We start from the raw sequence: 11,761 nt of genomic DNA, 5'->3' as shown, positions 1-11,761 counted from the left end.
CGTGTCGGCAGTCGGGGCGGAAGCGGGTGCATTGCACCCTGTCGTCGCGGCGCACAAAAGCGCCGCTGCCAGATATCGTCGCATAGCTCTCCCCCCTGATTTTCAGGCTGTTTTTTCCAGCGTGACTTGCGCGACATCGATGCCGCCGCCCCGAAAGCCGCCTTCGCAATATTGCAGATAATAGCGCCAGAGCCGCACGAAGCGGTCGTCGAAACCCGGCGGTAGTTGACCGGCGGCGACCACCGCGTCGAAGCGTTCGCGCCACTGGCGCAGCGTTTCGGCATAATCGTCGCCGAACCGTTGAACATCGCGCCAGGCCAAGCCCCGGGCCTCGGCGAGCGAGCGAAACCGGCTTTCGGAGATCAGGCAGCCGCCCGGGAAGATATACGCCTGGATGAAATCGCTGCTCACCGCGTAGCGCTCAAACAATGCGTCGTTGATCAGGATATACTGGATCGCCGCCTTGCCCCCCGGGCGCAGCAAGCGCGCGATCGCGTCGAGATAGGCCGGCCAATAGGCCTGCCCCACCGCCTCGACCATTTCGACGCTGGCGATCGCGTCATAGGGCCCCTGCGCGTCGCGATAGTCGCAGATTTCGATGCGCGAGCGGCCCGACAGATCGATCGCGGCGAGCCGCGCATCGGCGACTTCGGCCTGCGACGGCGACAGCGTGATCCCGGTGTAGAGCACATCGTGGCGCTCGACCGCGCGTTCGGCCAATGCGCCCCAGCCGCAACCGATTTCCAGCAGGCGGCTGCCCGACCGCAGATCCAGCCGGTCGAGGATCGCATCGACCTTGGCCGCCTGTGCCTCGTCCAGCGACTGCCCCGGATCGGTGAACAGCGCGCTCGAATAATTCATCGATTGGTCGAGCCACAAGCGATAGAAATCATTGCCCAAATCATAGTGAGCATGAATGTTTCGCCGGGCACCGCGACGATTATTCCGCCGCAGCCCATGGACCGCCTTGTTCACCCAACGCAGCGGCCCGCGCGCCCGCGCGACGTCGCCGAGGGTCTCACCATTGCGCATAAACAGGTCGAACAGCGGCACCGGATCGGGCGACGTCCACTCGCCCGCGTCCCAGCCGCGATACCAGCCGACCGAACCGGACAGCGCGAGGCGCACCAGCGCCGCCCAGCTCTGCAAATGAACGACCGCCACCGGCCCCTTGCCCCGACCGCCGAGCAGCCGCACACTCCCGTCGGGCAAATGCGCCTCGATCGTCCCGAGCGCGAGCCCCGCGTCGATCCGATCGAGCAGCCGGTGAAACATGTTCGCGGGTGCCAGCGCCAACAGCCGTGCCAACAGCCCGCCGGTGCGATAGGCGCGATCGGCGCGGAGCAGTTCCTTGCCACGGCGCGGGCTGACATGCGTGTTCATAGCATCTTTCTGCCCCAAAGTCCGGCGCCTGACAATCAGTTGCCGCGCGCCTTCATGACGTCATACGCCGCCAGCGCGCGTTCGCGCGCTTCGCGGTGACCGATGATCTTGGCGGGGTAGCTCGGCGGGCGTTGCCCGAAGCTGTCGGGGTCGTGGATCGCGGGCTCGGCGACTTTGGCCAGTTCGGGCACCCAGTGGCGGATATAGGCCGCTGCATCGAATTTTTCCGACTGCGTCAGCGGCGCCATGATGCGCGTGAACATGTTGCTGTCGACGCCGCTGCCCGCCACCCACTGCCAGTTCACCGCGTTTGATCCATAGTCCGCATCGACCAGCGTGTCCCAGAACCATTGCTCGCCCTGCCGCCAGTCGATCAGCAGATGCTTGATCAGGAAGCTGGCGGCGATCATCCGCACCCGGTTGTGCATCCACCCCGTCGCCCACAACTGGCGCATCCCGGCATCGACGATCGGATAGCCGGTGCGGCCCTGTTGCCAGGCCGACAGGTCGGCATCGGCCTTGCTGCCGCTGCGCCACGGCAAATCATCGTCAAAGGCCGGGCGCGCGCTGCGCCCGCCATAATCAGGGAATTGCAGGATGATATTCTGGGCATAGTCGCGCCAGCCGATCTCGCCCAGAAACACATCGACCGAGCCCCCAGCGGCGGCGGTGCGATGCCAGATGGCGGCGGGCGATACCTCGCCGAAATGCAGGTGAGGCGACAGGCGTGAGCTACCCTCTTGCGACGGCAGGTTGCGGCGGCGGTTATAATCGGATGCGGCGTCGATGAAATCGGCGACACGCGTGCGCGCACCCGCCTCGCCCGGCTGCCATTCGGCGGCGAAGCCGGTGGCCCAGTCCGGCTTGGTCGGAAGCAGAGTCCAATCGCCCAACCTGTCCGATGCCGGCCATGCGCTCGGCGCCGCGATGTCGCTGGGGCGTTCCAGCGGGTTCGCGGGCGGCATATGGTCCTTCAACGCGCGCCAGAAGGGGGTATAAATCTTGTAGGGTGTGCCGCCGCCGGTGGTCAGCGATCCGGGCGGCAGCAGGTAATTGCCGTCATGGCAAACCAGATCGAGCCGCTTCCCCACCGCCTTTTCGGCGTTGCGCCACCATGGCTCGTAGTGGCGCAGGCAATGCACCCGGATTGCCCCGGTTTCTTTGCCGATCTGAGCCAGTTGATCCTCGCACTTGCCGCGCCGTAGGATCAAGCGCGATCCTTTTTCGCGCAAGCTGGCATCGAGGCTGGCGAGACTGTGGTGCAGCCACCAGCGCGACGCCGCGCCCATGCGGCGATGCCTGGGCGTCTCATCGTCGAGGATGAAGATCGGGATCACCGGACCTTCGGCGGCCGCAGCGATCAGCGCCGCCTGATCCGACAGGCGCAGGTCACGGCGGAACCACAGGATATTCGGCACGGTCATTCGTCGTGGGTGGCGGTGTCGGGCGCCATCAGCCGCGCCTGAAACCGGTCCTGCGCCAGCGGGTGCATGAAACGCTGGTCGCGCAGCAGGATCGCGTCGCCAGCCGCCTGCGCCACCGGCATCCGCGCCCAGAACAAAAAGGCGCGGGCATCGGGATCGCCCATCAGCCATGTTTTCAGGCGCGGATCGTCCATCCCGGTCGGTTGCCCGCTGATGTCCAGTTTTCCGCCCACCCCGGGCGTAAAACTCCCGCTCCCATAACGCTCTGCGGTGCGCCAGAAGACATCGCGCTGCCAGAAGGCCAGCGGCGGCGGGCTGGCGACAACCAGCGCATCACGGTGTCCGCTCGCGAGCAAGGCCTGCGCCCCCATGCGTTCGGCCGCGTGGGTAATCAGGCCATTGGCGAAAATATAAGCGCAAACCGCGGTGAAGCCGATCCACGCAGGTCGCTGCCAGTTGCCCGCCCCGGCGCGCTCACGGCGCAGCGATAACCAGACCGACAGGCCCAGCGCGATCCATATCCACAGGTCGATGATGAAGATCGTGTCGCCAAAAAACCATTGCGACGAAAAGGGTTCGAGCAGGCGAATGCCGTAATTGTTGAGCCAGTCGAGCGCCGGGTGGCTGAGGCAGCCGATATAGGCGAGCGCGAGCAACCAGCCCTTGTCGATCGGCGGCCGTGCTGCGGGACGCTTGCCGCGCCTCGTCTGCCAGCGATCGAAGCCGAGCATCGCCGCCCACAGCAGGATCGGCAGCACGACCAGCGCGATCGGGCCATGGGTGATGCCGCGCCGAAAGCCCAGATGCTGAATCCCGTCGAGCCAGGCCAGGCACGCGGCGTCGATGTCGGGCAGGTTCGCCGCCAGAATCAGCGTCGGGATCGCCAACCCGGTTTTCTTTTTGAGCCCCATCTGGCCGAGAACCGCGCCGACAAGGCTGTGCGTAAGATTGTCCATCGCCGATTGGTGGCGTGGATCGGCCCGCTTTGCAATGCGCTATGCGGACCGGTTCACGCTCCGCATAGCCAAAGCCGGGTGCGCTGGCGTTACAGGTCGGGGCCGCCCTCGGTCACCGTCCACGTCTGCCCTTTTTTCAGCAAGCTCTGCAGATCGGCCGTCTTGCCTTCCGCCGCGGCCGCATTCTGGCGCCAGACATCGGCTTCGAAGGTCGGGCGCGGATCATCGTAAAGCACGCCGAGCGCCATCGGGAATTCACCGAAGCGCATTTCGACCAGCATATGCGCGACGCTGCGGTTGGTAACGTCGTGGACGATGACCCCGGCGGACTGCCAGTCGCCATCGACGACATCGACGGTCTTGAGGTGCAACGCCTCGGCGTCCAGCGCGATGCCCTTGGTGCCCTTGGCATAGAGCATCGGTTCGCCATTCTCGAGCCAGAGCTGACGATCTTCGGCGCCTTTCGGTGCCGCAAAATCCTCGAACACGTCTTTATTATAGACGATACAGTTCTGGAAAATCTCGATAAACGCCGCGCCCTTGTGGGCATGGGCCGCTTTCAACACCTCGGGCAGTTTCTTCGACACGTCAAAGCCGCGCGCCACGAAGCGCGATCCGGCACCGAGCGCGAAGGCGGCGGGCTGCGCCGGACGATCGACCGAGCCATAGGGGGTCGATGGGCTGGTCGTGCCAACGCGGCTGGTCGGCGAATATTGCCCCTTGGTCAGCCCATAAATCTCGTTGTTGAACAGCATGATCTGGCAATCGAGATTACGCCGGATCAGGTGCATCGTGTGGTTGCCGCCGATCGACAGCCCGTCGCCGTCGCCGGTGACGATCCACACATCGAGGTTCGGATTGGCAAGCTTCAGCCCGGTCGCGAACGCCGGCGCGCGGCCGTGGATCGTGTGGAAGCCATAGGTTTCCATATAATAGGGGAAGCGCGACGAGCAGCCGATGCCGCTGATAAACACAGTGTTTTCGGGCGTGGTGCCGATTTCTGGCATCGTGCGCTGCACCGCCTTCAGGATCGCGTAATCGCCGCAGCCGGGGCACCAGCGGACTTCCTGATCGGTTTCCCAATCCTTCAGCGTCGTGGTGCGGGCGATGGTCGTCATCTCGTTCACTTCAGTGCCTCCTCGATGGCGGCTTCGATTTCGGCGATGGTGAAAGGCTGACCCGACACCTTGTTCACCGGCTGGGCATCGACCAGATATTGGTCGCGCAGCACAGTCTTGAGCTGGCCGGTGTTCATTTCGGGCACGATGACCTTGTCATAGCTTTTGAGCAGCGCGCCAAGATTGGCGGGCAGCGGCCAGATGTGGCGGATATGAACGTGGCTGACGTCGAGCCCCTCGGCGCGCTTGCGGCGCACCGCCTGATGGATCGGGCCAAAGGTCGAGCCCCAGCCGACGATCGCGAGCTTGCCGCCCTCGGCACCGAGTTCGACGATCTGGTCGGGTACCTTGATCCCGTCGACCTTGTCCTTGCGGATGTCGGTCATCGCCTGATGGTTCGACGCTTCGTAATTGATATGGCCGGTATCGATTTCCTTTTCGATCCCGCCGATGCGGTGGAGCAGGCCCGGGGTACCCGGCTTGACCCACGGACGCTTGAGCTTTTCGTCGCGGCCATAGGGCTTGAACCCGCCTTCGGGCACTTCGGTCAGGAATTCGACCGGGAACGCTTCGTAGGTCGTGAGATCAGGCACCGCCCAGGGTTCAGCGGCATTGGCGATATAGCCGTCGGTTAGCAGCATCACCGGGGTCATATATTGCACCGCGATGCGCACCGCCTCGACCGCGCATTCGAACGCGTCGCCGGGCGAGCGCGCGGCGATGACGGGCATCGGGGCATCGCCGTTGCGGCCATAGACCGCCTGATACAGGTCCGACTGTTCGGTCTTGGTCGGCAGGCCGGTCGACGGGCCGCCGCGCTGCGAATTGACGATGACGAGCGGCAGCTCGGTCATGATCGCCAGGCCCATCGCCTCGCCCTTCAGCGCGATCCCTGGCCCCGACGAGCTGGTGACGCCGAGCGAGCCGGCATAGCTTGCGCCGATAGCCGAGCAGATGGCGGCAATTTCGTCCTCGGCCTGGAAGGTCGTGACGTCATATTCCTTGAGCCGCGACAGATGATGCAGGATCGCCGACGCTGGGGTGATCGGATAACCGCCGAAGAACATCGGCAGCTTCGCCAGCTGCGCCCCCGCGACGAGGCCAAGCGCAATGCCCTCGGCGCCGGTCAGCGTGCGGTAGAGGCCGGGCGCCACTGGCGCGGGGTCGACATGATGCTGCTTGAGCGGACCCGCCAGCTCGGCGGTCTCGCCATAAGCGTGGCCGGCGTTAAGCGCCGCGATATTCGCCGCCGCCAGATCGGGCGCTTTCGCGAACTTGCCGTTCAACCAGTCGACGAGCGGCGCGCGATCGCGGTCGAACATCCAGAGCGCGAGCCCCAGCGTCCACATATTCTTGCAGCGCAGCGCTTCCTTGTTGCCAAGGCCGAACGGCTTCACGGCGTCCATCGTCAGCTGGCTGATGTTGAGCTTGAGCAGCTGCCACTTCGCCAAGCTGCCGTCGTCGAGCGGGTTGGCGTCATATTTCGCCTTGGCGAGGTTGCGGTCGTTGAACTCGCCCTCGTCGGCGATGATCAGCCCGCCCTGCTTGAGCGAGGGCACATTGGTCTTGAGCGCCGCGGGGTTCATCGCGACCAGCACGTCGGGCGCGTCGCCCGCGGTGTCGATCGCCGACGACCCGAAATTGATCTGGAACGCCGACACCCCGAACAACGTGCCCTGCGGCGCGCGGATCTCCGCCGGAAAATCGGGGAAGGTCGCAAAGTCGTTGCCCGCCAGCGCCGAGGAGAGGGTGAACTGACCACCGGTCAGCTGCATCCCGTCGCCGCTATCTCCCGCAAATCTGACTACTACCGCATCCGAAAGGGGGGACTGCCGCTTGTCGGCTTCGTCCACTACCGCTGTCGCCATTTTATCTTCTGCCTTAAATCTTGCGAACCTGTGACATGGGCCTAGGCCTGTGGGCGCGATGCCGCAATTCAGAAAAAATTGTGCGCTGCAAACTTCAAACGTCCGATAGGTTGCCAATTGCCATTGAATTATCGGACGCGATGCCGAATAGCTGCGCCAACAACAGGCCGCGCAAGCGGAAAAAGGGGACCAGCAGGATGACCGACGGCACCACCCATTATACCCGCCCCGACGTGGCGGCGTTCCTGACATTCCTGAACGCGCAGGACGGTCCAAAGATGGAAGAGGTGCCGCCTGCGGCGGCGCGCGAGATGTTTCGGGTGATGGGCCAGTTGGCGGATGCACCGCGCGGTGAGATCGCGCATGTCGAGGACCGGATGATCCCGGGCCCCGCAGGCGACATTGCGATCCGCATCTATGACAATCGTCCCGGCCGCGGGCCGGGCCCGGTGATGGTCTTTTATCATGGCGGCGGCTGGGTGATCGGCGATCTCGACACCCATGATGCTTATTGCGCCGAAGCCGCGCGCCTGCTCGACATCCCGGTGATCGCGGTCGATTATCGTCTCGCCCCCGAACACCCCTTCCCCGCCGCTCCGATCGATTGCGAAGCGGCGACGCGCTGGGTCGCGGAGCATTTCCCGTGCACCGGGCTGGTTCTGTCGGGCGAAAGCGCCGGGGGCAATCTGACCATCGCGACCGCGCTGACCTTGCGCGATCGGCCGGCGTCCAAGCCGGTGATCGCGATGCACCCGATCTATCCCGCAGTCACGACGCACGACGATTGGCAAAGCTATCGCGATTTCGGCGAAGGCCATCTGCTGACGACCGGCAGCATGACGTGGTTCGGCAATCATTATGCCGCCGATCCTGCCGACTACCGGGCGTCGCCGCTCGACTTTCCTGCGGCAGGCCTGCCGCCGACGCTGCTCACCACCGCGGGACTCGACCCGTTGCGCGATCAGGGCCGCGCCTATGCCGCCAAACTGATCGAGGCCGGCGTGCCGACGACCTATCGCGAAGCGACGGGCACGATCCACGGCTATATCAACCTGGCGCAGGGCATCCCCAGCGCGAAAGATGACATCCGCGGCGCCCTGACGGTCTTGAAAGCGATCGTTGCCGAGGCTAGCGGGACCGCATGATCGATCACAACGCCCTGCCCTACCGCCCCTGCGCCGGTGTCATGCTCGCCAACCGCGACGGCCGGATCTTCGTCGGCCAGCGGCTCGATACCTCCAGCGAAGCGTGGCAGATGCCGCAAGGCGGGATCGACCCCGGCGAAGATGCCGAAATGGCAGCGATCCGCGAACTGGGCGAGGAAACGGGCGTCCATGGCGGGCTGGTCGAGATTATCGCGCGCAGCAAAGAGGAATATTTCTACGACCTGCCCGATCATCTGATCGGCAAGATGTGGGGCGGCAAATATCGCGGCCAGCGCCAGCACTGGTTCCTGATGCGCTTCATGGGCGAGGATGGCGACGTCAACATCCACACCAAGCATCAGGAATTTCGCGCTTGGAAATGGGCCGATCTGACCGAGATCGAAAAGCTGATCGTGCCGTTCAAACGCGTGCTCTACCGCGGGCTGGTCGAGGAATTCGGCCCGCTGGTCTGATTTTTCAGCGCCAGCGTGGTGCGAAACACGTCGGCGAACATCGCGGGCGTCAGCCGCCCCGTATTCATATTGTAGCGCGAACAATGATAGCTATCGACGAGATGCCGTTCCCCGGGCAGCCGATGCACCGCGCCATGCGCAAAGGGATGGGCGGCAAGCCGCAAGCCCATCGCCCGTAAAGCCGCATCATGGGCGATCCGCCCCAGCGCAATGATCACGCTTACCTTTGGCAGCGCGGCAAGCTGCGCCTCGAAAAAGGGACGGCAATTCATGATTTCCTGCGGCGTCGGCTTGTTCTGCGGCGGCAGGCATTTGACGCTATTGACGATAATCGCGCCGTCCAGCGTCAGCCCGTCATCGACGCGCGCGTCGTAGCGGCCTTTGCTCAACCCGAATTCGGCAAGCGTTGCGAACAACAGGTCGCCGGCATAATCGCCGGTGAACGGCCGTCCCGTCCGGTTCGCGCCATGCTTGCCCGGCGCCAACCCGGCAAATGCCAGCCACGCGTCGGGGTCGCCAAACGCATGGACGGGCGCATTCCACCAATCAGGATGCTCGGCGCGGCATTCGGCGCGCAAGGCAACCAGCCGCGGGCATCGGGCACAGTCGCGCGGCGGCTCGGTACCGGGCAATGGACTATCAATCTCCACTATTCTGCGATAGGCGCGCGGACATGGGCAACGCAACGCCGCCATCCAGGGAACCACTGGCACTTTACGCGATCGGCCTCGGCTCGAACCGGCGCCATGCGCGCTATGGCGACCCGCGCGCGGTGTTGCTCGCCGCGCTCGCGGCGCTGGAAAGCGACGACATCGAAGCCGTCGATGCCAGCCCGATCATCGCCAGCGACCCGCTCGGCCCGTCGCGGCGCCGGTACGCCAATGCCGTGGCGCTCGTCGCGTCGGCGCTGAGTCCCCCCGAATTGCTCGAACGATTGCAGGCGATCGAAATCGCGTTCGGCCGCCGTACCGGCCAGCGCTGGAGCGCGCGGACGCTCGACCTCGACATTCTGCTCTGGTCGGGCGGCATCTGGTCGGACGGCGCGCTGGTGGTGCCGCATCCGGCGATCGAACGGCGCGCCTTCGTCCTCGGCCCGCTGCGCGCGATCGTCCCCGAATGGCAGCATCCACTCCACCGCCGCAGCGTCCGCCAACTCGCCGCGCGCCTTGCACGTCCAAAGCCGGTTGACCGGGGCGCAGCGGCGCACTAGGGCGACGGCTCACTTTCGCACGCCGCCTTTGCAGCGCCGCGATGGGCCCTTAGCTCAGTCGGTAGAGCAACTGACTTTTAATCAGTAGGTCGCTGGTTCGAACCCAGCAGGGCTCACCACCATTGCATAGATTATGGACGGTCCCGGATGCGCGGGCGAGCCCCCGCGCTGCCGGTCTCGGATTTCGTCGATATTCCTGTTGCCGTTACCGGCGAATTTACCGATTGGCTGGATAAGGCGGCGACAGCGGCGCGCATCTTGCCGCCACGGCGCCAAATGTGCGCGAACGGCGCGGGAGCACGCGACCATAACGGGGACGGAATGTGACGATACTCATCACCGGCGCAGCGGGTTTTATCGGGATGCACGTCGCAGCCGCCCTGCTGGCACGCGGAGATTCCGTGATCGGGATCGACAATTTCACGCCCTATTATTCGCTCGACCTCAAACATGCGCGCATTGCGCATCTTGAGGCGCACCACGGTCATCTGTTTCGCTTTTTCGACGTCGATTTCGGCGACGCCAATGCACTCATGCAGGCGCTGGCCGACGAGACGATCGACCGGATCGTTCACCTTGGCGCGCAACCCGGCGTCCGCTATTCGCTGGAAAACCCTGCCGCTTATGTCCATTCGAACATCTCCGGCCACGTCAATATCCTCGAGCTGGCGCGCCATCGGGCGATTTCGCATCTCGTCTATGCCTCGTCGTCGTCGGTTTATGGCATGCGATCCGACACCCCCTTTCGGGTCACCGACCGCGCCGACACGCCGATCTCGCTCTATGCCGCAACGAAACGCGCCGACGAGCTGCTCAGCGAAACCTACGCCCATCTGTTCCGGATCCCGCAGACGGGCCTGCGCTTCTTCACTGTCTATGGACCGTGGGGACGGCCCGACATGGCGGTGTGGAAGTTCACCGAGGCGGTGCTGCAGGGAAGCCCGATCGATGTTTACAATCACGGCGACATGCTCCGCGATTTCACCTTCATCGACGATATTGTGAGCGGCGTCGTCCTGGCGCTCGACCGCCCGCCAGCGGATGACAAGCAGCCCAAGCCAGGTGGATTTACGACGCCGCACCGATTGTACAATATCGGCAACAACCGCCCCGAACAGCTGACCGACCTGATCCGGACGATCGAGGCGGCGTGCGACCGCAAGGCCGAAATCAACCTGCTGCCGATGCAGGACGGCGATGTCTATCAGACCTTCGCCGATATCGACGATATCAGCCGCGACCTCGGCTTTGCCCCGACCACGCCGATGGCCGTCGGAATCCCTGCATTCGTGCGCTGGTATCGTGAGGAATGGACCAAGCGCACAGGAACCGCGCAGGGTTAGCGACAGTTCAAGCTCGTTTGGCAAACCAGATGACGTGCCGCGCGCCCTTGCCGTTCGACCGCGCGCGCACGCTGACCGGTTCGACCGCGAAGCCCGCGGCGGTCAGGCGGCGCGTAAAGCCGGCATCGGGCGCGGCCGACCAGATCGCGAGGACGCCGCCCGGTCGGAGCGCCGCCTTCGCGCTCGCCAGCCCAGACGGCGAATAAATCCGATCATTGTCCGGTCGGGTCAAGCCGTCGGGACCATTATCGACGTCGAGCAAGATCGCATCATAAGCGGCTGTTTTCGCGCCAATCGTTCCGGCGACGTCGGCGATAACAATCTCGACGCGGGGATCGTCGAGGCAGCCCGCCGCAAGTGTCGCCATCGGGCCGCGCGCCCAGTCGATGATTTCGGGGACGATCTCGGCGACGGTGACGCTCGCCTGCGGCCCCAGAACGGCCAGCGCCGCGCGCAGGGTGAATCCCATGCCATAGCCGCCGATCAGCAGTTTCGCGGAGCCCGGATCGCGCAACCGGGCGCAGCTCATCGTCGCGAGCGCCTCTTCGGAACCGCTCATCCGGCTGCTCATCAACTCGTTACCGCCAAGCGCGATGATATATTCGTCGCCGCGCCGAAACAGGCGAAGCGCCTCGCCGCCGGGCACCGGCGCCGTATCGATCAGTTCGCGTGTCCTCAATTGCCGCCGCCCGTCATATTGGGTTCCCGTCCTATTCTTTGCACCCCCTTACCCGTTCGCGCCTCTTTGCCAATGACGTGCGCATCAGCAACTGGTGAATGGACAATGTCTTGGTAGGGCAATCGAGATAGAATAGGGCAACCGACGAACGTCGCAAATCCG

At 64.5% G+C, this 11,761-nt stretch carries 11 protein-coding genes and 1 tRNA gene; 5 read left to right on the top strand and 7 right to left on the bottom strand.

What is annotated here, in order from left to right; translation table 11 throughout:
• Positions 1-102: 102 nt before the first annotated feature.
• The 5 genes from ACTIFP_RS05295 to ACTIFP_RS05275 form a co-directional block, all read right to left on the bottom strand.
• On the bottom strand, positions 103-1,383 hold the full coding sequence (locus tag ACTIFP_RS05295; protein WP_439567666.1) for a class I SAM-dependent methyltransferase: 1,281 nt from the start codon (positions 1,381-1,383) through the stop codon (positions 103-105).
• 35 nt (positions 1,384-1,418) lie between these two features.
• Positions 1,419-2,807 (bottom strand): cryptochrome/photolyase family protein, encoded by a 1,389-nt coding sequence (locus ACTIFP_RS05290; RefSeq protein ID WP_439567665.1) that lies wholly within the window; start codon positions 2,805-2,807, stop codon positions 1,419-1,421.
• The gene (locus ACTIFP_RS05285; RefSeq protein WP_439567664.1) at positions 2,804-3,763 is read right to left on the bottom strand and encodes a metal-dependent hydrolase; all 960 of its coding nucleotides are present in this window, start codon (positions 3,761-3,763) and stop codon (positions 2,804-2,806) included. Before ACTIFP_RS05285 ends, ACTIFP_RS05290 begins: the two co-directional genes overlap by 4 nt.
• A gap of 89 nt (positions 3,764-3,852) precedes the next feature.
• Complete coding sequence (locus tag ACTIFP_RS05280; protein ID WP_137751670.1) at positions 3,853-4,890, bottom strand: 2-oxoacid:ferredoxin oxidoreductase subunit beta; 1,038 nt, start codon at positions 4,888-4,890, stop codon at positions 3,853-3,855.
• On the bottom strand, positions 4,887-6,749 hold the full coding sequence (locus ACTIFP_RS05275; RefSeq protein ID WP_439567663.1) for a 2-oxoacid:acceptor oxidoreductase subunit alpha: 1,863 nt from the start codon (positions 6,747-6,749) through the stop codon (positions 4,887-4,889). The genes ACTIFP_RS05280 and ACTIFP_RS05275 overlap by 4 nt, the downstream gene beginning before the upstream one ends.
• 197 nt (positions 6,750-6,946) lie before the next feature.
• Between ACTIFP_RS05275 and ACTIFP_RS05270 the strand changes: the two genes are divergently transcribed.
• Both ACTIFP_RS05270 and ACTIFP_RS05265 read left to right on the top strand, forming a co-directional pair.
• Complete coding sequence (locus ACTIFP_RS05270; RefSeq protein WP_439567662.1) at positions 6,947-7,894, top strand: alpha/beta hydrolase; 948 nt, start codon at positions 6,947-6,949, stop codon at positions 7,892-7,894.
• Positions 7,891-8,367, top strand: a complete 477-nt coding sequence (locus ACTIFP_RS05265; protein ID WP_439567661.1) for an RNA pyrophosphohydrolase — start codon at positions 7,891-7,893, stop codon at positions 8,365-8,367. Before ACTIFP_RS05270 ends, ACTIFP_RS05265 begins: the two co-directional genes overlap by 4 nt.
• Here ACTIFP_RS05265 and ACTIFP_RS05260 read toward each other — a convergent pair.
• Complete coding sequence (locus ACTIFP_RS05260) at positions 8,328-9,017, bottom strand: uracil-DNA glycosylase (protein ID WP_439567660.1); 690 nt, start codon at positions 9,015-9,017, stop codon at positions 8,328-8,330. The two genes, ACTIFP_RS05265 and ACTIFP_RS05260, sit on opposite strands and share 40 nt — an antisense overlap.
• 23 nt (positions 9,018-9,040) lie before the next feature.
• On the opposite strand from ACTIFP_RS05260, the gene folK reads away from it, so the two are divergent.
• From folK to ACTIFP_RS05245, 3 genes are all read left to right on the top strand, one after another.
• Positions 9,041-9,577 (top strand): 2-amino-4-hydroxy-6-hydroxymethyldihydropteridine diphosphokinase, encoded by a 537-nt coding sequence (gene folK, locus ACTIFP_RS05255; RefSeq protein ID WP_439567659.1) that lies wholly within the window; start codon positions 9,041-9,043, stop codon positions 9,575-9,577.
• 43 nt (positions 9,578-9,620) lie between these two features.
• A tRNA-Lys gene (locus ACTIFP_RS05250) sits at positions 9,621-9,696 on the top strand.
• A 204-nt stretch (positions 9,697-9,900) separates the two neighbouring features.
• Positions 9,901-10,920 carry an NAD-dependent epimerase/dehydratase family protein gene (locus ACTIFP_RS05245; RefSeq protein WP_439567658.1) on the top strand — a complete coding sequence of 340 codons (1,020 nt, stop codon included), beginning with the start codon at positions 9,901-9,903 and terminating at the stop codon, positions 10,918-10,920.
• A gap of 7 nt (positions 10,921-10,927) precedes the next feature.
• Here the strand turns inward: ACTIFP_RS05245 and ACTIFP_RS05240 are convergent, their stop codons facing one another.
• A complete protein-coding gene (locus ACTIFP_RS05240) occupies positions 10,928-11,599 on the bottom strand; it encodes a spermidine synthase (RefSeq protein WP_439567657.1) in 672 nt (223 codons plus the stop codon).
• Positions 11,600-11,761: the final 162 nt, after the last annotated feature.

The organism is Sphingopyxis sp. (assembly GCF_051861155.1).
In the GTDB taxonomy this organism is placed as follows: domain Bacteria; phylum Pseudomonadota; class Alphaproteobacteria; order Sphingomonadales; family Sphingomonadaceae; genus Sphingopyxis.
This window is presented reverse-complemented; position numbering and strand designations above follow the sequence as displayed.

Bases quoted from the DNA above. Each gene is read 5' to 3' on its own strand.
- ACTIFP_RS05285 (WP_439567664.1), bottom strand. From the start codon at position 3,763: ATGGACAATCTTACGCACAGCCTTGTCGGCGCGGTTCTCGGCCAGATG.
- ACTIFP_RS05295 (WP_439567666.1), bottom strand. From the start codon at position 1,383: ATGAACACGCATGTCAGCCCGCGCCGTGGCAAGGAACTGCTCCGCGCC.
- ACTIFP_RS05265 (WP_439567661.1), top strand. From the start codon at position 7,891: ATGATCGATCACAACGCCCTGCCCTACCGCCCCTGCGCCGGTGTCATG.
- ACTIFP_RS05290 (WP_439567665.1), bottom strand. From the start codon at position 2,807: ATGACCGTGCCGAATATCCTGTGGTTCCGCCGTGACCTGCGCCTGTCG.
- ACTIFP_RS05270 (WP_439567662.1), top strand. From the start codon at position 6,947: ATGACCGACGGCACCACCCATTATACCCGCCCCGACGTGGCGGCGTTC.
- folK (WP_439567659.1), top strand. From the start codon at position 9,041: ATGGGCAACGCAACGCCGCCATCCAGGGAACCACTGGCACTTTACGCG.
- ACTIFP_RS05275 (WP_439567663.1), bottom strand. From the start codon at position 6,749: ATGGCGACAGCGGTAGTGGACGAAGCCGACAAGCGGCAGTCCCCCCTT.